The following is a 22511-nucleotide window of genomic DNA, read 5'->3' as shown; positions in this document are numbered from 1 at the left end:
GGCTTGTGGAAACGGCTTTGGCCATGCGCACGGGCGTCAACGTCCGCTGGTGTTCTCGCGGATGAACTGATCAAGCGCCGCCTGCTGATCCTGATCGATCAGCCCCAGCAGCACCGCCCAGAAGCCGGTTACCGCCTGCTGGCCGGCCTGACCGTAGGCCTGAATCATACGCTCGCGCTGGATCTCGAAAACCTCGCGCTCCAGCGCGGCGCCGGCCTCGGTGACGGAGAGCAATCGCTGGCGCTTGTCCTCGCGGCCGACCTCGCTGGTGACATATCCCTTGGCCTGGAGGTCGTTGAGCACCCGGCTCAGGCTCTGCTTGGTGATCGACAGCAGCTTGAGCAGGTCGGAGACGGTCAGGCCCGGCCGGCGGGCGATGAAATAGAGCGCACGATGATGGGCCCGGCCGAAGCCATACTGCTCCAGCAGCTTGTCTGGCCCCTTGGTGAAATCGCGGTAAGCGAAGTATAGCAGTTCCACCCCGCGGCGAAGTTCGGCTTCGCGGAGAAACAGCGGTGAGGCAACTGAATTTGCGTCAGCCATGTTGACTTATATCGCTCAGAATGTTACCGGACCAAGCCTGAGATTAGCAACATTATTAGCAACAAACCGCCGAGAGAAGTGCCATGACCGAGCGTCCCTTTCATGATCGCGATGGATTCATCTGGTTTGACGGACAGTTGGTGCCGCATCGCGATGCCAATGTCCACATCTTGACGCACGCCCTGCACTACGCCTCCTCGGTGTTCGAAGGCCAGCGGGCCTATGACGGCGAGATTTTCAAGCTCGACGAACACAGCCAGCGGCTGATCGAGTCGGGCCGCATCCTCGGCTTCGAGGTGCCCTGGACCGTCGAGCAGATCAACGAGGCCTGCTATCAGGTGCTCAAGGCCAACAACCTGACCAGTGCCTACATGCGGCCGGTCGCCTGGCGCGGGTCCGAGCAGATGGGCGTCGCCGCCCAGAAGTCGAAGATCCACCTCGCCATCGCCGCCTGGGAATGGCCGAGCTATTTCTCGCCGGAAGCGAAGCTGAAGGGCCTGCGCCTGTGCATCGCCAGGTATCGCCGGCCGGCCCCCTACACCGCCCCCACCAAGTCGAAGGCGGCGGGCCTGTACATGATCTGCACCATCTCGAAGCACGAGGCGGACGCCCAGGGCTATAACGATGCCCTGATGTTCGACTGGCGCGGCCAGGTGGCGGAAGCCACCGGCGCCAACATCTTCTTCGTCAAGGATGGCGTCATCCACACGCCGACGCCGGACTGCTTCCTCGACGGGATCACCCGGCGCACCGTCATCGGGCTGGCCAAGCAGCGCGGCATCGAGGTCATCGAACGGCCGATCTGGCCGGAGGAGCTGGAAGGCTTCCAGCAGGCCTTCCTGACCGGCACCGCGGCGGAAGTGACGCCGCTGTCGGAGATCGGCCCGTGGAACTTCGAGGTCGGCAGCCTGACCCAGCAGATCATGAAGGACTACGAGGACCTGGTCTGGCGGCGCGGCTGACCGGCCCATTTCCCCAAGACCATCAGAACAGCCCCGGCGGGCAACCGCCGGGGTTTTCGTTTGGGCGCACCCTTGCCCTTGATGGCCCGGTGACGGCTGGATGCCAGCGACAGCGCGAACAGAAAAAGCCCCGGTGGCATTGCCACCGGGGCCGCGCAGTCCGGCAACGTGACGGGTCGGCTCAGCCGTGGGCGAGAGCCGCCAGCAGCAGAAGCGCCACGATGTTGGTGATCTTGATCATCGGGTTGACCGCTGGACCCGCGGTGTCCTTGTACGGGTCGCCAACGGTATCGCCGGTCACCGCCGCCTTGTGGGCGTCGGAGCCTTTGCCGCCATGGTGGCCGTCCTCGATGTACTTCTTGGCGTTATCCCAGGCGCCACCACCCGAGGTCATCGAGATGGCGACGAACAGACCGCCGACGATGACCCCCAGCAGCAGCGCGCCGAGTGCCGCGAAGCCCTGGGCCTGACCGGCGATGGCCGAGATCACGTAATAGACCACGATCGGCGCCAGCACCGGCAGCAGGCTGGGGATGATCATCTCCTTGATCGCCGCCTTGGTGACGAGATCGACGGTGCGGGCATAGTCGGGCTTGGAGGTCCCTTCCATGATGCCGGGGTTGCCGCGGAACTGGTCGCGCACTTCCTGCACCACCGCGCCGGCCGCCCGGCCGACGGCGGTCATACCCATGGCGCCGAACAGATAGGGCAGAAGCGCACCCAGCAGCAGACCGACCATCACATATGGATTTGACAGCGAGAAATCGACCGTCAGATCGGTGAAGTAGGTCTTGAGGTCGGTGGTGTAGGCACCGAACAGCACCAGTGCCGCAAGACCGGCGGAGCCGATGGCGTAGCCTTTGGTCACGGCCTTGGTGGTGTTGCCGACAGCGTCGAGCGCGTCGGTGTTCTTGCGCACGTCCTTGTCGAGGCCCGCCATCTCGGCGATACCACCGGCGTTGTCGGTCACCGGACCATAGGCGTCGAGCGCCACCACCATGCCCGCCAGCGCCAGCATGGCGGTTGCCGCGAAGGCAATGCCGATGAGGCCCGCGATCATGTAGGTGACGATCATGCCGGCGCAGATCACCAGTGTCGGCAGCGCGGTCGACTCAAGGCTGATGGCCAGGCCCTGGATGACGTTGGTGCCATGACCGGTGACGGAGGCCTGGGCGATCGACTTCACCGGACGGTAGCCGGTGCCGGTGTAGTATTCGGTGATCCAGACGATCAGTGCGGTGACCACCAGACCGGCGACGGCACAGATAAACAGGTCCTGCCCGGTGAAGGTGATGTCGCCGGCGGTGACACTGGTCGACATGCCGAAGGCATAGTCAATGACGCCATAGATGGCGCCAATCGATAGCACCGCCGTGGTCCAGAAGCCCTTGTAGAGGGCGCCCATGATATTCTGCGAACCGCCGAGGCGGACAAAGTAGGTGCCGATGATCGAGGTGATGATGCACACGCCGCCGATGATCAGCGGCAGGCCCATCAGCTTGGCGAGGACCGCCGGATCCTGGCCGGCGCCAAACAGCAGCGCCGAGAGCACCATGGTGGCGCCGACGGTGACGACATAAGTCTCGAACAGGTCGGCCGCCATGCCGGCGCAGTCACCGACATTGTCGCCCACGTTGTCCGCGATCACCGCCGGGTTGCGGGGATCATCCTCGGGAATGCCGGCCTCGACCTTGCCGACAAGGTCGGCACCGACGTCGGCGGCCTTGGTGAAGATGCCGCCGCCCAGACGGGCGAAGATGGAGATCAGCGAGGCACCGAAGCCCAGCGCCACCAGTGCGTCAATCACGACGCGGTCGCCGCTGGCGAAGCCCAGCACCTGCGTCAGCGCATAATAGTAAACCGCGATCGCCAGCAGCGCGAGGCCGGCCACCAGCATGCCGGTGACGGCGCCGGAGCGGAACGACAGCGTCAGTCCCTGCTGCAGACCATGGCGCGAGGCTTCCGCCGTGCGCACGTTGGCTCGCACGGAAACGTTCATGCCAATGTAGCCGGCTGCACCCGAGCACAGGGCACCGACAACGAAGCCGACGGCCGGAAATGTGCCGAGCGCGACGAAGATGACAATGGCGACGACCACACCGACGATGGCGATGGTGGTGTACTGACGGCCGAGATAGGCGCCGGCGCCTTCCTGGATGGCGGCGGCGATCTGCTGCATCCTGTCGTTACCGGCCGGTGCGCTCAGCACCGAACGCGCCGTCACGATGCCGTACAGCAACGCAATGACGCCACATATGATTGACGCAATTAAAATGTCCACGAACGATCCCCCTTGTGATGCCGGCGCACCCCTACGCGATACGTCCGGCGTTAAGCGTCGTTTCCCTGTGCGGGCTGGCCCGGTATCCGGCGCGACATCGCGCCGCCCCGGGCTCTGGGGCGGATCGTGGCAAAAGCGGGGCGAACTGGCAAGCGGCGTTAACGGGTGGTGAACAGACGCCCCTCTGGCAATCGCCGCGATTGCACGTTCCGGCGAGCGGCTACAACGGCAGCGCGGAGACGATCTGAGTTGAAATCACCACCTCTCTGCCCAGCGCCCGGTTAGCGCTGTCGGTCAACAGCTTCTCGGCGCGGGCATAGTCCAGCACCCGCGGCTTGCCCTCGACGGTGACGGCGGTCTGCGACAGTGCCTCGTTGATGGCGTGACGGATCATCGGCAGGCGGGCCTTGGCGAACTCGGCATCCGGGCCGCCCGCCACCTGGAAATTGAGATCGACGCCCATATATCCGGTCAACCGGCCGGTAGAGTCCAGCATCGGCACGGTCATCCGCTTGATTTCAATGAACTCGGGCGGAATGGCATCCAGCGCGGCCTTTTCCTTGGCGGCCTCGGCCTCGGCGTCATGCTCGCCCTTGGGCGCCAGGAACAGAAAGTAGCTGGCCGCGCCGCCGCCGCCCAGGATCAAGCCCAGCAGCAGCAGCACGATCATCAGCGCCAACGGCTTCTTGGGCTTCGCCGGCGCATTCGCAGCCGCGTCTTCCTTGGGTTTGGCCTGCGCCATGATCACCCTGCTCCGCGCTCATCCATGCTGATAGCCGGCTCGGTCAACCGTCAGGGGGCGCCCTCTGTCATCAAGGACCACCACGCCCGTGCCGCCCTCGACCCGGCCAATGGCGCTGACTCTGACGCCAAAGCGTTGACAAACCGCCAACACCGCCGCGTGCGCCGATGCGGGCGCCGTGAACACCAGTTCGTAGTCGTCACCGGCGGTCGCCAGCGCCAGCCGGCGGGCGACATCGGCGCCGCTCCAGCGGACACCCGCCGGCGAGCGCGGCACCGCCGCGAGATCAATGACCAGCTTGAGGCCGCTGGCCTCGGCGATGTTGCCGGCATCCGCCAGCAGGCCGTCGGACACATCGGCACAGGCGTGCGCCAGCCCCACCAGCGCCGGACCCAGGCCAACCCGAGGCTCCGGGCAACGATAGCGCGCGATGCAGGCGGCCCGCTCGTCCGGTGACAGCAGTTCGACCGATGCCTCGCCGGTCAGCGCGTGGAGCCCCAGCAGCCCGTCGCCGATGCTGCCCGTGACGTAGAGGGTGTCGCCGGCACGCGCATCCATCCGGCCCAGCGCGCCGCCGGATGGCACCTGGCCGATGGCGGTCAGGCTCAGGGTCACCCGGTCGACGCCGCCGATAGTATCACCGCCCCACAACGCGACCCCGAAGTGGTCGAGATCGGCGCCCAGGCCGGCGACGAACGCCTCGATCCAGGCATCCGGCGTTGCATCCGGCAGCCCCAGCCCCAGCAGCACGCCCTGCGGCACCGCCCCCTTGGCGGCGAGATCGGAGAGGTTCACCCGCAGCAGCTTGGCGGCGATGGCGGCGGGCGGATCGTCGGGCAGGAAATGGACGCCGGCGGCCATCATGTCCTTGGTCAGCACCAGCGCCTGGCCGGCCGGAGGCTGCCACACGGCCGCGTCGTCCAGCAGGCCGCGCGCGGCGGTGGAACGGGCGATCGGCGCCAGCAAGCGGCCGATCAGCGCCCGCTCCTTCATGATGCGGCAGGCGCGATCCGGCCGATGGAACGGGCGACGCGGTCCAGCAGGCCGTTGACGAAGGCCGCCTCGCGCGCCTCGTAGAAGGCGTGGGCGACATCGACATATTCGCTGATGACCACCGCGGTCGGCACGTCGGGCCGGGCCAGCAGTTCGTAAAGACCGGCGCGCAGCAACTGCCGCATCGGCCGGTCCAGCCGGTCGAGCGCCCAGCCCTCGGCCAGATGATCACCGATCAGCCGGTCGATCTCCTCGCGCCGGGCCATGACGCCGCTGACCAGATCATCGAGCAGCGCCCGATCGGCGGTGACGTAGACATCGCCCTCGATCTCGCCGCCCAGCCGGTGGTCGTGGAACTCCTTGAGCACCTTGGGCGCGGTCTCCTTGCCCATTTCGATCTGGTAGAGCGCCTGCACGGCGGCCAGTCGCGCGGCCGAGCGCGACGAGCCGGATTTGGGGCCTGGTTTGGAGGGAGCAGAGGTCATGATAGGATCAGCTGGCAGCATTGAAGCGGGTGCGCAGGTCGATCATCGCCAGCGCCGCCTCGGCGGCCGCCTTGCCCTTGTTGCCAAGACCGATGCGCGCGCGCTCCCACGCCTGGCGGAAGTTCTCGGTGGTGAGGATGCCATAACCGATAGCCAGCCGTTCGCGGGTCGCCAGGTCCATCAGGCCGCGGGCACTCTCGCCACAGACATAATCATAATGCGTGGTCTCGCCGCGCACGACGACGCCCAGCGCGATATAGCCGTCAAACCGGCCCGAGCGCGCCGCCATGGCGATGGCGCCGGGAATCTCGAACGCACCGGGCACGGAAATGCGCTCGCAGGTGCCGCCGGCGGCCAACACGGCCGCTTCGGCGCCGGCGACGAGCTCATCCGCCAGATCCTCGTAGAACCGGGCCTCGACAATGAGAAGATGGGGGGATTTGGTCATGGGCGCGGCTTTCAGATGGCGGGGAACGGCGGGATTTTCCGCTCGTCGACAATGTTGAGCCCGTAGCCTTCAAGGCCGACGAGCGTATGGCGGGGCGAGTTGGTCAGCAGCACCATGTCCTTGACACCCAGGTCGAGCAGGATCTGGGCGCCGATACCATAGTCGCGGATGTGGCCGTCACTGGCGGTCTCGCCGGCGCGGACCTTCATGGTTTCCGACAGCCGGTCGGGACGGGCGTCGCGGATCACGACGACAACGCCGGCGCCTTCATCGGCGATCGCCTTCATCGCGGCCTGCAGCTGGCCGGCGCGCGGACCAACCTCGCCCAGGATGTCGTCGAAGATCGACATGGCGTGCACACGCACCAGCACCGGCTTCGAGGCATCGATGTCGCCCTTGATGAGCACCAGGTGCTCGGCATATTCGGCCATGTTGGCGTAGGCCTTGACCGTCCAGTCACCGCCAATAACGCTGGTCATCCGGTGTTCCGCCACGCACTGCACCAGATTGTCGTGCCGCCGGCGGTAGGCGATCAGATCGGCGATGGTGCCGACCTTCAGGCCATGAAGCTGGGCGAAGCCCACCAGGTCCGGCATCCGGGCCATGGTGCCATCGTCGTTCATGATCTCGCAGATCACGCCGGCGGGGATGAGGCCGGCCAGACGGGCGATGTCGACCGCCGCCTCGGTGTGGCCGGCGCGCACCAGCACACCACCCTCGCGCGCCATCAGCGGGAACACGTGGCCGGGGGTGACGATATGCTCCTTGCCCTTGGTGGCGTCGATGGCGACGGCCACGGTGCGGGCACGGTCGGCCGCCGAAATCCCGGTGGTCACGCCCTCTTTGGCCTCGATGGAGACGGTGAAGGCGGTCTGGTGGCGGGTGCCGTTGTCCTGGCTCATCAGCGGCAGTTCGAGCTGCTTCACCCGGTCGACGGTCAGCGTCAGGCAGATCAGGCCACGGCCGTATTTGGCCATGAAGTTGATCGCTTCCGGTGTCGCCATCTGCGCCGGGATGACCAGGTCGCCCTCGTTCTCGCGGTCCTCGTCGTCGACCAGGATGAACATCCGGCCGTTGCGGGCATCCTCGATGATCTCCTCGATCGAGGACAACGCCGAGGAATAGACGGATGGAGCGGTTTGCGTCATGCGGCGACCTCCTTGAGCCGGGCGACGTAGCGCGCCAGCACGTCAATTTCCAGATTGACCCGATCGCCGACCTTGGCTGTCCCGAACGTGGTGCACTGCTGGGTGTGGGGAATGATGTTGACCCCGAAGGTCACCGCCTCGGCGCTGTCGGTGACAGCGTTGACGGTGAGCGAGGTGCCGTTGATGGTGATCGAGCCCTTCGGCGCGATGAAGCCGGCCAGCGCGCGCGGCGCGGCGAAGCTGAAGCGCCGGGAGTCGCCCTCGGGGGTGATGTCGGCGATGGTGCCGACGGCATCGACATGGCCGGTGACGATGTGGCCGCCCAGCTCGTCGCCGATCTTCAGCGCCCGCTCCAGATTGACGGCACTGCCCACCTGCCAATCGCTCAGATTGGTCTTGGTCAGCGTCTCGGCGGACACATCGACGGCGAACCAGTCGTCGCCCTTGTCGACCACGGTCAGGCAGGCGCCGGAACAGGCGATGGACGCGCCAATCTCCACCCGCGACAGATCGTAGGCGGTGGCGATGACCATGCGGGTGTCGCCGCGATGCTCGATGGCGCGCACGGCGCCGACGTCGGTGATGATTCCTGTGAACATGGGCGTCCTGTTAGCGGATACGGGCGAAGACCGCCAGCCGGTCGACGCCTAAAACACTGTCCTCGATCCGGCGCCAGCGACCGTGGGCGTCGGCCAGCCGGGCAAGACCAAGATCGCCCACCGCATCACGGCCCCGCCCCAGCAGGACGGGCGCGGTGTACCACAGCAGGCGATCCACCAGATCGGCCTTCAGCAGGCTGGTGGCAAGCCCCGCCCCCCCTTCGACCAGCACCCGCAGCACCCCTTCACCGCCCAGACGGGCCAGCAGGGCAGCAGGATCGGCTTCCGGCGCGACGGTGGCGCGCCCGCTCAGCCGCAACGCCGGCGGGATGGCGGCCAGTGTCGTACTGGCGACCAAAGGGCGCGGCGCGCGATTCTCCAGCCCCGGCAGACGCACGTCCAGCGCCGGATCGTCGGCCTCCAGCGTACCGCGGCCGATCAGGATGACGTCATGATGGGCGCGCTCCAGGTGGGCATGAGCCCGGGCCTGGGCGCCGGTGATCCAGCGGCTCTCGCCCGAGGCCAGCGCAATCCTGCCATCGAGCGAGGTCGCCAGTTTCAACGTCACTTGCGGCCGGCCGAGGCGCAGCCGGCAGCGGAAGCCCGCCTGCTGATCGATGGCCGCCGCCTCGCCGACGCCGACGGTGACGGCGATACCGGCTACCGTGAGGCGGCGGATACCGTCACCGTCGGTGCGCGGATCGGGGTCGTGCGCGGCGATGACCACCCGGGCCAGCCCCGCGGCGATCAGCAGATCGGTGCAGGCGGGCCCACGCGGGCTGACATGGGCGCACGGCTCCAGCGTGACATAGGCGGTAGCGCCCCGGGCCCGGTCGCCGGCCTCCGCCAGCGCCATCGCCTCGGCGTGCGGTCGCCCGCCCGGCTGGGTCCAGCCACGGCCGACGACAACGCCCTCGGAGACGATCAGGCAGCCGACCGACGGATTGGGCTGTGTGCGGCCGACGCCGCGCTCGGCCAGCGCCAGCGCCGCGCTCATCCAGCGCCGATCGGCCTCGCGGACGGATGTGGTTGGGGCCTGGGACATCAATGCGCCGTCCTTGACCTCAGGCTGTGACCTCAGGGCGCGCGGCGACCGTGGTCGTCAGTCGCGCTCACCCCAGACGTCGAGACGACGGCGGTCGGTGATTTTTTCACCCAACTGCCCAACAAACGTCTCGAAGTCTTTGGCTTCACGAAAGTTTTTATAAACGGACGCGAACCGGACATAGGCCACCGGGTCGAGCGTCTCCAGGCCTTCCATGACCATCTCGCCGATCACATTGGCGGGAATTTCGTTCTCGCCCATGGATTCCAGCCGGCGCACCAGGCCGTTGACCAGGCGCTCGATGCGCTCAGGCTCCACCGGCCGCTTGCGCAGACTGATGCGCACCGAACGTTCCAGCTTGTCGCGATCGAACAGCTCGCGCTTGCCTGACTTCTTGACGACGATGAGTTCGCGCAGCTGCACGCGCTCGAAGGTGGTGAACCGCGCGCCGCACGCCGGGCACTGCCGCCGCCGCCGGATCGCCGAGCTGTCCTCGGTCGGCCGGCTGTCCTTCACCTGGGTGTCTTCGTGACTGCAAAACGGACAACGCATGAGCGCCCCGGCCTTCCCCCTGAACGATGGATACAAGATATGGGGGCCTGAGGCCCCCATTCGTCAAGATCAATCCTGATAAATCGGGAAACGCTGGCACAGCGCGCGCACGCGCTCGCGTACCGCCGCCTCCACCAGCGGCGCGCCTTCCGGCCCGCTCTGGACCAGGCCGTCGAGCACGTCGGCGATCATGTCGCCGATCGCCTCGAACTCGGCGACGCCGAAACCACGGGTGGTGCCGGCCGGGGAGCCGACGCGGATGCCCGAGGTCTTGGTCGGCGGCAGCGGATCGAACGGCACGCCGTTCTTGTTGCAGGTGATGCCGGCCCGCTCCAGCGCCTCGTCCGCGTCCTTGCCGGTCAGGCCCTTGGGCCGCAGGTCGATCAGCGCCAGATGGGTATCGGTGCCCCCGGCGACGATGTCGCAGCCGCGCTGCTTCAGCTTGGCCGCCAGCGCCTGGGCGTTCTTCACCACCTGGGCGGCGTAGGCCTTGAATTCGGGCCGCAGCGCCTCGCCGAACGCCACCGCCTTGGCGGCGATGACATGCATCAGCGGGCCGCCCTGCAGGCCTGGGAACACCGCCGAGTTGATCTTCTTGCCGAGATCGACGTCGTTGGAGAGGATCATGCCGCCACGCGGGCCACGCAGCGTCTTGTGCGTGGTGGTGGTGACGATATGGGCATGGGGCATCGGGTTGGGATGCACGCCACCGGCCACCAGACCGGCGAAGTGGGCCATGTCGACCATCAGATAGGCGCCCACCGAGTCGGCAATGGCGCGGAACTTGGCGAAATCCAGCGTGCGCGGATAGGCCGAACCGCCGGCGATGATCAGCTTCGGCTTGCTCTCGTTCGCCAGCCGCTCGACCTCGTCGAAATCGATCTGGTGGGTTTCCGGGTGTACGCCATACTGCACCGCCTTGAACCACTTGCCCGACAGCGCCGGCGGCGCGCCGTGCGTCAGGTGACCGCCGGCCGCCAGCGACAGGCCCATGATGGTGTCACCCGGCTGCAGCAGCGCCAGCATCACCGCGCCGTTGGCTTGGGCGCCGGAGTGCGGCTGGACGTTGACGAACTCGGCGCCGAACAGCTGCTTGGCCCGGTCGATCGCCAGCTGCTCGGCGATGTCGACGTGGTGGCAGCCCTGATAGTAGCGCTTCGACGGATAGCCCTCGGCGTACTTGTTGGTCAGCACCGAGCCCTGCGCTTCCAGCACCGCCCTGGAGACGATATTTTCCGAGGCGATCAGCTCGATCTGCTCCTGCTGGCGAACCAGCTCGCCGTGAATGGCCTCGGCCAGCGCCGGGTCGGCGGCCTCAAGACCGGCGGTGAAGAAATCCGCGCTGCGGATGTCGGCGGACTGGGCGGCAGCTTGGGTCATGTGAAGCTTCTCCTGCTTACGCCGGCGGGTTCGACAGCTTGTCGATCCGCCGTTGATGGCGCCCGCCTTCGAAGGCGGTCGCCAGAAATTCCTTGAGGCAGTCACGGGCAACGTCGGCGCCGATCAGCCGTTCGCCCAGCGCCAGCACATTGGCGTCATTGTGCTGGCGGGCCAGGCGCGCCATCAACCCGGAGGTGCACAGGGCTGCCCGGATGGCCGGGTTGCGGTTCGCGGCGATGGAGATGCCAATACCGGAACCGCAGACCACCACGCCGCGCCAGACGCGACCGGATGCCACGGCTTCGGTCACCGCATAGCCGAAATCCGGATAATCGACCGACTCCGTACCGTTGGTACCGCAATCCAGCACCTCAAACCCGGCCGCCTTCAGGTCATCGATCAGCAGGTTTTTCAACGTGACGCCGGCATGATCGGAACCGATGGCGACAATGCGAGGGGTGTCAGACATGGTAACGCGCGACTCCGCGGCTCGTGACTCGTTATGCGGCGCGCTCCTAGCACAGGGGGGGCGCCGCCGCCATAGCCTGATGGCGCCCGAGTGCGGAGAGTGCAGACCCCACGGCCCGCCGGCTCAGACGATGATACCACCCCGTCGACCGGCAGGCCCTTTAGATGACGCATCGCCGCCAGACACATCCGTGTGGTCCGGCGCGCCTCGCCCCAGCGCCCTGTCGAGCTTGCGGGCGGCAAGCCGCGCCAGTTCCCCATGCGCCGCGGTCGCCGGACCGACGATGGAAACTTCCAGTCCGGTCAGCGGATCAACGGCCGACACCTTGACGGCGTTGCCGATCGGCGTGAATTCGATGAAATATCCCTGATCGTCGTCCGTCGGCATCTCAGGCCGCGAGACGCAGGTCCAAACGATCCCAGATTTCCAGCAGCGCGTCGCGCAGGGCCGCCATCATCTCGTCCGAGTGATTGGGCGACGGCGTGAAGCGCAGGCGCTCGGTGCCGCGCGGCACGGTGGGGTAATTGATCGGCTGGACGTAGATGCCATACTCGACCAGCAGGATGTCGGAGATCTTCTTGCAGCGCACCGGATCGCCGACCTTGACCGGCACGATGTGGCTGACCGACGGCATCACCGGCAGGCCGGCCTCGCCGAGCATCTGCTTCAGTCGCGCCGCGCGCTCCTGATGCATCTGCCGCTCGACCTGGCTCTCCTTCAGGTGACGCACGCTCGCCAGCGCACCGGCGACCAGCACCGGCGACAGCGAGGTGGAGAAGATGAAACCGGGCGCGTAGGAGCGCACGACGTCAACGATGGTGCGCGAGGCGGTGATATAGCCGCCCATCACGCCGAACGCCTTGCCCAGCGTGCCCTCGATCACCGTCAGGCGGTCCATCAGGCCCTCACGGTCGGCGACGCCGCCGCCGCGGTTGCCGTACATGCCCACCGCATGGACCTCGTCGAGGTAGGTGATGGCGTTGTACTTGTCGGCCAGATCGCAGATTTCCTTGATCGGCGCGATGTCGCCATCCATCGAATAGACGGACTCGAATGCGATCAGCTTGGGCTTGTCCGCCGGCGTCGCCGCCAGCAGCTCTTCCAGATGCACCAGATCATTGTGGCGGAACACATGGCGCTCGGCGCCGGAATTGCGGATGCCGGCGATCATCGAGGCGTGGTTCAGCTCGTCGGAGAAGATCACGCAGCCCGGCAGGATCTTGGCCAGCGTCGACAGCGTCGCCTCGTTGGAGACATAGCCCGAGGTGAAGGTGAGTGCCGCTTCCTTGCCGTGCAGATCGGCAAGTTCGTTTTCCAGATCAAGGTGATAGTGGGTATTGCCGGAGATGTTCCGGGTACCGCCGGAGCCAGCGCCGACATCGTGCAGCGCCTTTTCCATGGCCTCGATCACCTTGGGGTGCTGGCCCATGCCGAGATAGTCGTTGGAGCACCACATGACGATGGGCCGCTGGCCGTTGTGGCCGGCGAAGCAGCGGGCGTTGGGAAAGGCCCCGCGGTTACGCAGCACGTCGATGAACACCCGGTAGCGACCTTCCTGATGCAGGCGATCGATCGCTTCCTGGAAAACGCGTTCGTAGTTCATGGGCCGCTCTTCCCTGGGCCGTTTCTCACTGGCGCGACCCTAAGACTCGTCGGGGCGGCCCGCAATAGCCGAAATGTCGCAACCAAAGGTGAAATTTTCCCTGACTGCAAATGACTTTCTCTATTACTGGCCGCCCCGATGACGCAGGCGGGGATCAGAACTCGAAGGTCAGTTCACCACCCGGCAGCGGCGCGAAGTGGCCATCGACCGTCTCCGCACTGATGTCGGCCAGCGCCGCCGGTTTCCACTTGGGCGACTTGTCCTTGTCGATCAGCAGTGCCCGCACGCCCTCGAAGAAGTCATGACCGTGCTTGATGTGGCCAACGATACGGTATTCCTGGACCAGACAGGCCGCCAGGTCGAGCCCGCGGGCGGCGCGTACCGCCTTGAGCGTCAGCTTCATCGAGATCGGCGAGAAGCCCAGCAGCTTGTCGCGGCAGGCCACCGCCCAGTCGTCGCCCATCGACAGCTCACCCAGAATGGCCTCGACGGTCGCGCCGGCGAACGCGCGGTCGATGTCAGCGAGCCGGGCCTTGAGCGGCGCCTCGCCCGGATCAGCCGCGAAGCGGGCCAGGATGTCGTCAACACTGCAGGCCTCATCGGCCAGCGCGGTCACCAGCGCCTCGATGTCGCTCGCGCCCACCACATGGGTGGCGACGCCGGCGAACAGGCAGTCGGCGGTCTTCAGCCGGTCGCCGGTCAGGCCGAGATAGACGCCGAGTTCGCCCGGCATGTGCCCCAGCAGGTGGGTCCCGCCGACGTCGGGGATCAGGCCGATGCCGGTCTCCGGCATGGCGAACAGCGTCTTTTCGGTGGCGACGCGGTAGGGGCCGTGCACCGACAGGCCGACGCCACCACCCATGGTGATGCCGTCGATCAGCGCCACATAGGGCTTGGGGTAGACACTGGTCAGGTGGTTGAGGCGGTATTCGTCGAAGAAGAAGCCCTCCCAGCCCGGAGAGTCGCTCTTGCCGGCGTTGTGCAGGCCGATGATGTCGCCACCGGCGCAGAAGGCGCGGTCGCCGGCGCCGCGGATCACCACCCGCTCCACCGCCGGTTCGTCGATCCATGCCTTCATCTGGTCATAGATGGCGACACACATGGCGTGGTTGAGCGCATTGAGCGCCTGCGGGCGGTTCAGCGTGATGAGGCCGGCGCGGCCCCGGATTTCAAACAGAACGTCGTCGGTCATGGCTCTCGCTTCACTGTTCACGTGTTACAAATGTCGGGTTTTCCGGTGCGGCGACCGGCATGCCGGTGGCGGTCATCACCGCCAGCTTCTTGCCGCCGGCATCCAGCAGGGTGGATTCCATGAAGGCGATGGTACGCCCCAGCCGCAGGCAGCACCCCTCGGCGAACAGCACGCCCATGCGCGCCGGCGCCAGAAAGCTCACCTTGAACTCCAGCGTCGGAATGCTGATGCGGGCGCGTGACTTGACGATGACCGCCAGCGCGGCGGCATCGTCGAGCATGGCGGCGACGAAACCGCCCTGGACATTGCCCATCGGGTTGCAGAACTCGGCCTTCGCCTCGTAGCTGATGCGGATGGTGCCTTCATCCTGATCGAGGTCGAGCACCTGCATGCCCAGCAGCGCGCCGGTGGGCGGCAGCCGCCGGTTCAGGCGCTCGATCATTTCCTGCTTGTTCAAGACCACGTGGCTCGTTCCTCCCCCGGATGCCTGTTCCTGTTATCGCGCGCCCTGCCTTATGGTGCAGGCGGTGGCGCTACAAAATCTCCATCTGCGCCAATCCGTAGTGCAGCAATGCAGGGCGCAGCGCCACCAGGCTGTCGTCGTGGCGGGTGAACACCGCCAGCCCTTGCGGCGCATCCTGCCAGACATGGCCGGCGCTCAGATGAGCCGCGCGGCGGGCGATGCCGGCGCCGCTGTCGATCCACTGCACCGGGTGGGGTGCGACCGCCGTCAGTTCCTCGCGCACCAGCGGGAAATGGGTGCAGGCCAGCACCACCGTATCCAGCCGGTCGCCGCCGGGCTGGCCGAACAGGCCATCGAGCACCGCCCGGTAGGCCTCGGGCGCGGTTGGCTGGCCGCGCAGCTTCTGTTCGGCCAGCACCACCAGTTCCACCGAGCCATGGCGCAGCACGGTGCAGTCGGCGGCGAACTCGGCGACCAGATTGTCGACATAGGCCTGCCGCACCGTCGCCGGGGTGCCGAGCACGCCGATCACCCGCGTCTTGCTGGCCAGGGCCGCCGGCTTGATCGCCGGCACCGTGCCGACCACCGGCAGATCGAGTGCGGCCCGCACATGGCCGAGCGCGATGGTGCTGGCGGTGTTGCAGGCAATCACCACCAGCAGCGGGTCGTAGCGTTCCACCAGCCGGCCGAGCAGCGCCGGCACCCGGGCCGCCAGCTCGGCTTCCGATTTGGCGCCATAGGGAAAGCCGGCGTTGTCGGCGCAATAGACGATCGGCGCGGTCGGCAGCAGTGCGCGGATTTCCGCCAGCACCGACAGGCCGCCGACACCGGAATCGAACACCAACAGGGGCTTGCGACTGCGCGACACGTGGACCCGACGCCCGCTTGGTTGTAGATGGGCGGTGTCTAGCAGGTCCTGCCGCGACCTCAACCTCAATCAAGGATCCGGCCCCGTGCCCACCAGCTTCCCGCTTGCCCCCTTCCCGCTTGCCCGCCCGCGCCGGGTGCGCGCCACCCCCTGGTCGCGCGCCATGGTCGCCGAGCACCTGCTGACCCCGGCCGACCTGATCTGGCCGCTGTTCATCATCGAGGGCGACCAGGCCCGCGAGGCGGTGGGATCAATGCCGGGCGTCGAGCGGCTGTCGGTCGACCTGTGCGTCGAGGCGGCCCGCGAAGCGGCCAGCCTTGGCATCCCCTGTCTGGCGCTGTTCCCCAACACGCCGCGCGAGCGCCGCTCCGACGACGGCGCCGAGGCGCTCAATCCCGACAATCTGATGTGCCGGGCGACCCGGGCGATCAAGGACGCGGTGCCCGACATCGGCATCCTCACCGACGTCGCGCTCGACCCCTACACCGCCCACGGCCACGACGGCCTGCTGTCGCCGGAGCGCTATGTGATGAACGACGCAACGGTGGAGGTGCTGGTGGGCCAGGCGCTGAACCAGGCGCGCGCCGGCGCCGACATCGTCGCCCCCTCCGACATGATGGACGGCCGCATCGGCACCATCCGCACGGCGCTGGAGGCCGAGGGCTTCACCAACGTGCAGATCATGTCCTACGCCGCCAAATACGCCTCGGCCTTCTATGGCCCGTTCCGCGACGCGGTGGGCTCGGGCGGGCTGCTCAAGGGTGACAAGAAGACCTACCAGATGGACCCGGCCAACAGTGACGAGGCACTGCGGGAAGTGGCGATCGACCTTGCCGAGGGCGCCGACACGGTGATGGTCAAGCCCGGCATGCCCTATCTCGACATCATCCAGCGTGTGAAAACCACCTTCGGGGTGCCGACCTTCGCCTATCAGGTGTCGGGCGAGTACGCGATGATCCAGGCCGCCGCCGGCAACGGCTGGCTCGATGGCCGCGCCGCCATGCTGGAAAGCCTGCTGGCCTTCAAGCGCGCCGGCGCCGATGGCGTGCTGACCTATTTCGCCCGCGATGTCGCGCGGCTGCTCAACGCCTGACCGAAAGGCCGGGGCCGGCTATCGCGCCCGCTTCTCGGCCGCCAGCCGGCTCATCAGGATCGCCGCCCGCTTGGCCTGCCGGTCGAGGCTGGCGAGCTCCACCGTCTCGCCGGGCGCATGCGCCCCCTCGCCGGCAGCACCGGTGCCCACCAGCCCGTCGACATAGGCCGCGACGAACGAGATGTCGCCGGCGCCGCGCTTGAGCGGATCGAGCGCCGGCATCTCCGGCAGCCCGAGGTCGCGGTTGACCCCGTTCAGCCGGTCGAGCAGCGCCCGGTTGCCGGCGGTCGGCGCCATCGCCGGATAGCCTTCGTAGAAATCAATCTCGGCGCCGGTGCCCGGCAGATGGCGGGCGACGATCGCCCGCATCCTGGCCTGCACCCGCGCCGTCTGGCCGTCGTCGAGCGTGCGGATGTCGCCGCGCGCTTCCGCCTGTGCGGGGATGATATTGGGCTTGCCGGCGGCCGTGCCGCCGGTGTCGTCGGCGCTCAGGCTGGCGCGCGCGCCGCCCACCAGCAGGCCGACGTTGAAGGTCAGGTTGGGTTCCGGCAGCTCACTGCGGAAAGCCGCCAGAATGCGGGCCATCTCGTAGATGGCGCCATCTCCCGTGGTGGCACTGAAGATGCCCGATGAATGGCCGGACTTGCCGGTGGTCACCAGCCGCCAGGTGGTGCTGGAGCGCCGGGCGATCGAGCCCATGTCCCGGCCGTTCTCCCGCGCAAGTCCCTCGAACTCCAGCGCGATGTCGCTGGCCTTGGCGGCGGCGACGAGGTCGGCGCGCGCCTCGGCCTGGGGATTGCCTACCCGCTCCTCGTCGCCGGTCAGCACGATGGTGATGTTGGCGTCCTTCAGGGTGCCGGCCGCCTGCATCGCCCGCAGCGCCTCGACCATGATGACCAGCCCACCCTTCATGTCGTTGACGCCCGGCCCCTCGGCGATGTCGCCACGCCGCACGAAGGTCTGGAACGGACTGTCCGGTTCGAACACAGTATCAAGATGACCGATCAGCAGCAGCCGCTTCGTGTCGGCCCGCCCCTTGCGGGTGGCGATCAGGTGTCCGGCGCGCCCGGTCCCGGCCATCGGCACCCAGCGCACCGTGAACCCCAGCGGTTCCAGCTCGGCGCGCATCATGGCGCCGACCTGAGTCACGCCGGCGAGGTTCATGGTGCCGCTGTTGACGTTGACCAGCTGTTCCAGCAGACTGATCGCCCGCTCGCGGCCGGCCTCCACCGTGCGCACCATCGTCTGCTCCCGCGCGCTCAACCCACCGGCCTGCGCCGGCCCGGTCGCCGCCACGCCCAGCGTCAGCAGTGCGGCCCCCGCCGCCCGGCGCCAACCTGTCCTGCACCGACCCGCCCGCATCATCCGCTCCCCCGTCACTGTTGCCCCTCCCGCATGAACACCCGCGTCCCGGCGACCCAGGTCTGCAGCACCTTGGTCTGCCACAACGTCTCCGGCGCCACCTTGAAAATGTCCTGGTCGACCAGAATGAAATCCGCCCACTTGCCAGGCACCAGACTGCCGACCTGCCCCTCCTGGAAGCCGGCGTAGGCCGCATCCAGGGTGAACGCGCGCAGGGCCTCCTCGACGGTAAGTTTCTGCGCCGGCATCCAGCCGCCTTCGGGTTCGCCGTCGTGCCCCTGCCGGGTGACGGCGGCATGCAGGCCGAAGAAGGGGTTGGCCGGCTCCACCGGGAAGTCGGAGCCAAACGCCAGCCGGCCGCCGTGCGCCAGCACCGTGCGCCAGGCATAGGCGCCGGCCAGCCGTTCGGGGTCGAGGCGGGCCTCGGCCATCACCCGGTCGGACGTGGCGTGGGTCGGCTGCATGGAGAAGATCAGCCCAAGGTTGGCGGCCCGCTCGATGTCCGCCGGTGTCATCACCTGGGCATGTTCGATGCGATGGCGCAGGCCGTTACCGGTGTATTTGAGGATCGAGGCGAAGCTGTCGATCACCTGGGCGTTGGCGGCGTCCCCGATGGCATGGACATTGACCTGGAAACCCGCGCCGATGGCGCGCGACATCCAGTTGGCCAGCCGGGCATCGGTGTTGAACAGCAGCCCCTTGTTGGGCGGGTCGTCGGCGTAGGGCTCTGTCAGCGCCGCGCCGCGCGACCCCAGCGCGCCATCGGCATAGAGCTTGACCGCGCGCAGCGACAGCCGGTCGTCATAAAGCGAGGCCACCGGCCCCTTCCTGGCCAGCACATCAAAGTCTCGCCCCATGCCGCCGATCATGGCGCCGATGCGCACGGTCAGCCTCCCCTCGTCGCCGAACTTGCGATACAGCGCCCAGGTTTCGGCATCGATGCCGGCATCATGCACCGAGGTCAGGCCGACCGAGGCCAGCTCGGCCAGTGCCGCCGTCAGCGCCGCCGCGCGCTGCTCGGGTGTCGGCGCCGGCACCACCTTGTTCACCAGATCCATCGCCGCATCCACCAGCACACCCGACGGCGCGCCATCGGCATCGCGCTCGATGCGCCCGCCTGCCGGATCAACGGTGGCGGCCTTGACCCCCGCCTTGCTCAGCGCGGCGCTGTTGGCCCAGCCGGCATGACCATCCACCCGTTCCAGCCACACCGGGCGGTCGGCGATCACCGCATCCAGTTCGGCGGCGGTGGGAAAGCGCTCCAGCCCCCACCGCACCTGGTTCCAGCCGCGCCCGCGGATCCATGGCAGGTCGGGGTGGGCCTCGGCATAGGCCTTGAGGCGGGCCAGCGCGTTGTCGAGCGACGTGGTGTCGGCGAGATTGACCTCCAGCGCCTGGAAACCCAGGCCCATCACATGACCGTGGGCGTCGATCAGTCCCGGCAGCAGCGTCGCGCCGCCGCCGTCGATGCGGATGGCCGTTGTTGCACGATCGCCCATCGTCTTGAGGCTGCCGGTGGCCGCCACCCGCCCGTCGTCATCCACCAGCAGCGCCTCGAAGCGCTGCAGCCGGCCAAGTTGATCGAAGGTGTAGCCCTGCACGTTATCGATCAGGGTCGCGGCCAACGCCGGCGCCGCCAGCAGGGCCGCGAGACCCACCGTCAGCAGCAAGCCGCCCAACCGCCTTGCCGGCATCACGCGCCGCCCCCGTGCGCCAACAGCCTGATAGATGCGCATAATGTCACATGTCCTCTCGCCAAGACGCCGTTGCGGTCTTAGCATGGCGCGCGACGGAGGGGCGAGACCGGAAACCGGCTGCCCGCGGATTGGGGGTGGGTATGCGGCGATTGCTGTGGGTGCTGCTGTTCGTTCTGGTGCTGGCGGGTCTGGCCGCCGGTGGGGCCTACTACACCGCACGAGACAGCCTTCCCCGCACCGAGGGACATCAGACGATCGCTGGCCTGAAGGCCAAGGTGGAAGTGCTGCGCGACCGCCATGGCATTCCCCACATCTTCGCCGCCACGCCTGCGGACGCCTACCGGGCGCTGGGATACGCGCACGCCCAGGATCGGCTGTGGCAGATGGAGATGAACCGCCGTATCGGCCAGGGCAGACTCGCCGAGTTGTTCGGCCGGGAAGTGCTCGACACCGATCGTTTCATGCGCACGCTGGGGCTCTATCACCGCGCACGCCAGGACGTGGCGGCGCTGGACCCCGAGACCCGCCAGATGCTTGAGGCCTACGCGGGCGGTGTGAACGCCTTTCTTGAGACCCGCCGGACATCGCTGCCGCCCGAGTTTCTCATCCTCGGCACCAAGCCGGAGCCCTGGCAGCCCGCCGACACGCTGGTGTGGCTGAAGCTGATGGCGCTCGACATGGGGTACAACTGGCGGGTGGAACTCGGCCGGTTCCTGCTGCTCTCCCGCCTGACCCCCGAACAGGTGGCGCAATTCTACCCCGCCTACCCCGGCGAACCGGCCCACGACTTCTCCCGCATCCCGGCGCTCTATGCCGAATTGCCCGAGGCCGTGCTGGGTGCGTCGGCGCCGTCGGCGGCGGCCGATGGCGCAACGCCATTGGGACCGGAGGCCACTGGCGGCGGCTCGAACAACTGGGTGGTGGCCGGCAGCCGGACGGCCTCCGGCAAGCCGATGCTGGCCAACGACCCGCACCTGGCACTGACGACCCCCTCCATCTGGTACCTCGCCCACCTCAACGTCGCCGGCCATAATGTGGTGGGTGCCACGATGCCCGGCGTGCCGTTCGTGGTGCTCGGCCGCAACGACCGCTTCGCCTGGGGATTCACCAATACCGCGCCCGACGTGCATGACCTCTACATCGAACGTGTACGCGACCCCGAGGCGGGCACCTACGACACGCCCACCGGCACTGCGACCTTCACCCAGCGCGTCGAGGTCATCCGGATCAAGGGTGGCGCCAACAAGGTGCTGACCGTGCGCACCGGCCGGCACGGCCCGGTGATCTCGGACGTTCTGCCGGAGCTCAAGCAGAGGCTGGGGGATGGCTATGCGATGAGCCTGCAATGGGTGGCGCTGCAACCGGGCGACACCACCGCCCGGGCGGGACGGCTGATGGCGGCGGCACGGGACTGGCCGGGATTCGTCACCGCCGCGCGGGATTTCATCTCGCCCCAGCAGAACATCGTCTACGCCGACGTGGACGGCAACATCGGCTATGTCTCTCCGGGCAGGGTGCCGGTGCGTGGCCCCGACCACCCGACGCGCGGCCTGCTGCCAGCCCCGGGATGGCTCGCGGCGTCCGAGTGGACCGGCTGGATTCCGCCCGAGGCGATGCCAATGACCGCGAATCCGGCCAGCGGATGGATCACCACCGCCAACCAGAAGGTTGTGGACGCGGACTACCCCTATCACCTGACCGCCGACTGGGAGCTGCCTTACCGCTACAACCGCATCGCCCGACTGCTGGAAGCGACCCCGCGCCACGACATGGGAAGCTTCCGGGCCATTCAGGCCGATGTGGTGGATGGCGGCATGCACGACAGCGTGCAGGCACTTCTCTCGGTGCTGGGCGAGGTGCCGGACGATCTGCGGCCCGTCTTACAGGCCCTGCGCGCCTGGGATGGCGCCATGACCGCCGACCGGCCGGAGCCGCTGATCGCGGCTGCCTGGAATCAGGCCTTCTCCGCCCTGCTCTACCGCGACGATCTGGGGCCGCTTTTCGCCGAGCGCTGGAAGCCGCGCCCCGAATTCATCAAGTCCGTGCTGGCGGACCCGGCAAGCGGAAGGATCTGGTGCGACATCCGCCTGACGCCGCGCGCCGAGTCCTGCGCCGACCTCGCGCGACAGTCGCTCACCCAGGCGATGGATGCCCTCGGCCAGCGTCATGGTCGACACTGGGACCGCTGGCGCTGGATCGCAGCGCTGCGTGCCGACCAGCAGCATCGTCCGATGTCCGAGGTGGGCTGGTTGCGCAAGTGGTTTGCCTCGTCGACCGCGATCGGCGGCGGCCCCGACAGTCCCAACGTCGCGCTGTTCGATTACAGCGGCAGTGTTGACTTCAAGGCGCGCGTCGGCCCCAGCTACCGGGCCATCTATGACCTCGCGGACCTGGATGCGTCGCGCTACATCATTCCCACCGGCCAGTCGGGCCACCCGTTGTCGCCGCACTATCGCGATATGGAGGATCACTGGGCGCATGTGCGATCGATCACCATCGCCACCCAGCGCCCGTCGATCGAGCAGGCCCGGCCCCGGCGGCTGGAGCTGCTGCCTGTGCGGGAGTAAGGCGCGCCCTGGCCCGACA

The 22511-nt window shown here is 67.6% G+C and carries 22 protein-coding genes; 3 read left to right on the top strand and 19 right to left on the bottom strand.

Annotated features, from left to right (window positions below):
• Window positions 1-36: 36 nt before the first annotated feature.
• Window positions 37-543, bottom strand: a complete 507-nt coding sequence (locus tag ABU113_RS01320) for a MarR family winged helix-turn-helix transcriptional regulator (protein WP_454557659.1) — start codon at window positions 541-543, stop codon at window positions 37-39.
• An 83-nt stretch (window positions 544-626) separates the two neighbouring features.
• On the opposite strand from ABU113_RS01320, the gene ABU113_RS01315 reads away from it, so the two are divergent.
• Window positions 627-1505: a branched-chain amino acid aminotransferase gene (locus ABU113_RS01315; protein ID WP_454557658.1), complete on the top strand. Its 879-nt coding sequence runs from the start codon at window positions 627-629 to the stop codon at window positions 1503-1505.
• A 181-nt stretch (window positions 1506-1686) separates the two neighbouring features.
• Here the strand turns inward: ABU113_RS01315 and ABU113_RS01310 are convergent, their stop codons facing one another.
• The 16 genes from ABU113_RS01310 to murI form a co-directional block, all read right to left on the bottom strand.
• Window positions 1687-3786, bottom strand: a complete 2100-nt coding sequence (locus ABU113_RS01310; RefSeq protein WP_454557657.1) for a sodium-translocating pyrophosphatase — start codon at window positions 3784-3786, stop codon at window positions 1687-1689.
• A gap of 220 nt (window positions 3787-4006) precedes the next feature.
• A complete protein-coding gene (locus tag ABU113_RS01305; RefSeq protein WP_454557656.1) occupies window positions 4007-4528 on the bottom strand; it encodes a hypothetical protein in 522 nt (173 codons plus the stop codon).
• Between the two features lie 18 nt (window positions 4529-4546).
• Window positions 4547-5521, bottom strand: a complete 975-nt coding sequence (thiL, locus tag ABU113_RS01300) for a thiamine-phosphate kinase (protein WP_454557655.1) — start codon at window positions 5519-5521, stop codon at window positions 4547-4549.
• Window positions 5518-6006 (bottom strand): transcription antitermination factor NusB, encoded by a 489-nt coding sequence (nusB, locus tag ABU113_RS01295; RefSeq protein ID WP_454557654.1) that lies wholly within the window; start codon window positions 6004-6006, stop codon window positions 5518-5520. Before nusB ends, thiL begins: the two co-directional genes overlap by 4 nt.
• Before the next feature lie 7 nt (window positions 6007-6013).
• Entirely contained in the window at window positions 6014-6454 is a 441-nt protein-coding gene (gene ribH, locus ABU113_RS01290) for a 6,7-dimethyl-8-ribityllumazine synthase (RefSeq protein ID WP_454557653.1), read from the bottom strand.
• A gap of 11 nt (window positions 6455-6465) precedes the next feature.
• Complete coding sequence (gene ribB / locus ABU113_RS01285) at window positions 6466-7602, bottom strand: 3,4-dihydroxy-2-butanone-4-phosphate synthase (protein ID WP_454557652.1); 1137 nt, start codon at window positions 7600-7602, stop codon at window positions 6466-6468.
• Window positions 7599-8201 (bottom strand): riboflavin synthase, encoded by a 603-nt coding sequence (locus tag ABU113_RS01280; protein WP_454557651.1) that lies wholly within the window; start codon window positions 8199-8201, stop codon window positions 7599-7601. The genes ribB and ABU113_RS01280 overlap by 4 nt, the downstream gene beginning before the upstream one ends.
• A gap of 10 nt (window positions 8202-8211) precedes the next feature.
• A complete protein-coding gene (gene ribD / locus ABU113_RS01275; protein WP_454557650.1) occupies window positions 8212-9246 on the bottom strand; it encodes a bifunctional diaminohydroxyphosphoribosylaminopyrimidine deaminase/5-amino-6-(5-phosphoribosylamino)uracil reductase RibD in 1035 nt (344 codons plus the stop codon).
• 57 nt (window positions 9247-9303) lie between these two features.
• On the bottom strand, window positions 9304-9798 hold the full coding sequence (nrdR, locus tag ABU113_RS01270) for a transcriptional regulator NrdR (RefSeq protein ID WP_454557726.1): 495 nt from the start codon (window positions 9796-9798) through the stop codon (window positions 9304-9306).
• Window positions 9799-9867: 69 nt separating this feature from the next.
• Entirely contained in the window at window positions 9868-11178 is a 1311-nt protein-coding gene (glyA, locus tag ABU113_RS01265) for a serine hydroxymethyltransferase (protein WP_454557649.1), read from the bottom strand.
• Between the two features lie 16 nt (window positions 11179-11194).
• Window positions 11195-11647, bottom strand: a complete 453-nt coding sequence (gene rpiB / locus ABU113_RS01260; protein WP_454557648.1) for a ribose 5-phosphate isomerase B — start codon at window positions 11645-11647, stop codon at window positions 11195-11197.
• A gap of 123 nt (window positions 11648-11770) precedes the next feature.
• Window positions 11771-12034: a DUF6898 family protein gene (locus tag ABU113_RS01255; RefSeq protein ID WP_454557647.1), complete on the bottom strand. Its 264-nt coding sequence runs from the start codon at window positions 12032-12034 to the stop codon at window positions 11771-11773.
• A gap of 1 nt (window position 12035) precedes the next feature.
• Window positions 12036-13250 carry a 5-aminolevulinate synthase gene (gene hemA / locus ABU113_RS01250; protein ID WP_454557646.1) on the bottom strand — a complete coding sequence of 405 codons (1215 nt, stop codon included), beginning with the start codon at window positions 13248-13250 and terminating at the stop codon, window positions 12036-12038.
• Between the two features lie 154 nt (window positions 13251-13404).
• Complete coding sequence (locus ABU113_RS01245) at window positions 13405-14442, bottom strand: enoyl-CoA hydratase/isomerase family protein (RefSeq protein WP_454557645.1); 1038 nt, start codon at window positions 14440-14442, stop codon at window positions 13405-13407.
• A gap of 10 nt (window positions 14443-14452) precedes the next feature.
• Complete coding sequence (locus tag ABU113_RS01240) at window positions 14453-14905, bottom strand: PaaI family thioesterase (protein WP_454557644.1); 453 nt, start codon at window positions 14903-14905, stop codon at window positions 14453-14455.
• 70 nt (window positions 14906-14975) lie between these two features.
• A complete protein-coding gene (murI, locus tag ABU113_RS01235; RefSeq protein WP_454557643.1) occupies window positions 14976-15773 on the bottom strand; it encodes a glutamate racemase in 798 nt (265 codons plus the stop codon).
• A gap of 85 nt (window positions 15774-15858) precedes the next feature.
• Between murI and hemB the strand changes: the two genes are divergently transcribed.
• Window positions 15859-16866: a porphobilinogen synthase gene (hemB, locus tag ABU113_RS01230; RefSeq protein ID WP_454557642.1), complete on the top strand. Its 1008-nt coding sequence runs from the start codon at window positions 15859-15861 to the stop codon at window positions 16864-16866.
• Window positions 16867-16884: 18 nt separating this feature from the next.
• Here hemB and ABU113_RS01225 read toward each other — a convergent pair whose 3' ends face one another.
• Both ABU113_RS01225 and ABU113_RS01220 read right to left on the bottom strand, forming a co-directional pair.
• The gene (locus ABU113_RS01225; protein WP_454557725.1) at window positions 16885-18228 is read right to left on the bottom strand and encodes a M20/M25/M40 family metallo-hydrolase; all 1344 of its coding nucleotides are present in this window, start codon (window positions 18226-18228) and stop codon (window positions 16885-16887) included.
• A gap of 14 nt (window positions 18229-18242) precedes the next feature.
• Window positions 18243-19964: an amidohydrolase gene (locus ABU113_RS01220; protein WP_454557641.1), complete on the bottom strand. Its 1722-nt coding sequence runs from the start codon at window positions 19962-19964 to the stop codon at window positions 18243-18245.
• Between the two features lie 101 nt (window positions 19965-20065).
• Here ABU113_RS01220 and ABU113_RS01215 point away from each other — a divergent pair, with 101 nt between their 5' ends.
• Window positions 20066-22492 (top strand): penicillin acylase family protein, encoded by a 2427-nt coding sequence (locus tag ABU113_RS01215; RefSeq protein ID WP_454557640.1) that lies wholly within the window; start codon window positions 20066-20068, stop codon window positions 22490-22492.
• The last annotated feature ends 19 nt before the right edge of the window (window positions 22493-22511 follow it).

The organism is Parapedomonas caeni, from assembly GCF_041060555.1.
Lineage (GTDB): Bacteria > Pseudomonadota > Alphaproteobacteria > Sphingomonadales > Sphingomonadaceae > CAUJIW01.
Note: the sequence above shows the minus strand (reverse complement) of the source record. Positions and strands in the feature narration are given on the sequence as shown.

Bases quoted from the DNA above. Each gene is read 5' to 3' on its own strand.
- ABU113_RS01320 (WP_454557659.1), bottom strand. From the start codon at position 543: ATGGCTGACGCAAATTCAGTTGCCTCACCGCTGTTTCTCCGCGAAGCC.
- ABU113_RS01315 (WP_454557658.1), top strand. From the start codon at position 627: ATGACCGAGCGTCCCTTTCATGATCGCGATGGATTCATCTGGTTTGAC.
- ABU113_RS01305 (WP_454557656.1), bottom strand. From the start codon at position 4,528: ATGGCGCAGGCCAAACCCAAGGAAGACGCGGCTGCGAATGCGCCGGCG.
- thiL (WP_454557655.1), bottom strand. From the start codon at position 5,521: ATGAAGGAGCGGGCGCTGATCGGCCGCTTGCTGGCGCCGATCGCCCGT.
- nusB (WP_454557654.1), bottom strand. From the start codon at position 6,006: ATGACCTCTGCTCCCTCCAAACCAGGCCCCAAATCCGGCTCGTCGCGC.
- ribH (WP_454557653.1), bottom strand. From the start codon at position 6,454: ATGACCAAATCCCCCCATCTTCTCATTGTCGAGGCCCGGTTCTACGAG.
- ribB (WP_454557652.1), bottom strand. From the start codon at position 7,602: ATGACGCAAACCGCTCCATCCGTCTATTCCTCGGCGTTGTCCTCGATC.
- ABU113_RS01280 (WP_454557651.1), bottom strand. From the start codon at position 8,201: ATGTTCACAGGAATCATCACCGACGTCGGCGCCGTGCGCGCCATCGAG.
- ribD (WP_454557650.1), bottom strand. From the start codon at position 9,246: ATGTCCCAGGCCCCAACCACATCCGTCCGCGAGGCCGATCGGCGCTGG.
- nrdR (WP_454557726.1), bottom strand. From the start codon at position 9,798: ATGCGTTGTCCGTTTTGCAGTCACGAAGACACCCAGGTGAAGGACAGC.
- glyA (WP_454557649.1), bottom strand. From the start codon at position 11,178: ATGACCCAAGCTGCCGCCCAGTCCGCCGACATCCGCAGCGCGGATTTC.
- rpiB (WP_454557648.1), bottom strand. From the start codon at position 11,647: ATGTCTGACACCCCTCGCATTGTCGCCATCGGTTCCGATCATGCCGGC.
- ABU113_RS01255 (WP_454557647.1), bottom strand. From the start codon at position 12,034: ATGCCGACGGACGACGATCAGGGATATTTCATCGAATTCACGCCGATC.
- hemA (WP_454557646.1), bottom strand. From the start codon at position 13,250: ATGAACTACGAACGCGTTTTCCAGGAAGCGATCGATCGCCTGCATCAG.
- ABU113_RS01245 (WP_454557645.1), bottom strand. From the start codon at position 14,442: ATGACCGACGACGTTCTGTTTGAAATCCGGGGCCGCGCCGGCCTCATC.
- ABU113_RS01225 (WP_454557725.1), bottom strand. From the start codon at position 18,228: ATGCGGGCGGGTCGGTGCAGGACAGGTTGGCGCCGGGCGGCGGGGGCC.
- ABU113_RS01220 (WP_454557641.1), bottom strand. From the start codon at position 19,964: ATGCGCATCTATCAGGCTGTTGGCGCACGGGGGCGGCGCGTGATGCCG.
- ABU113_RS01215 (WP_454557640.1), top strand. From the start codon at position 20,066: ATGCGGCGATTGCTGTGGGTGCTGCTGTTCGTTCTGGTGCTGGCGGGT.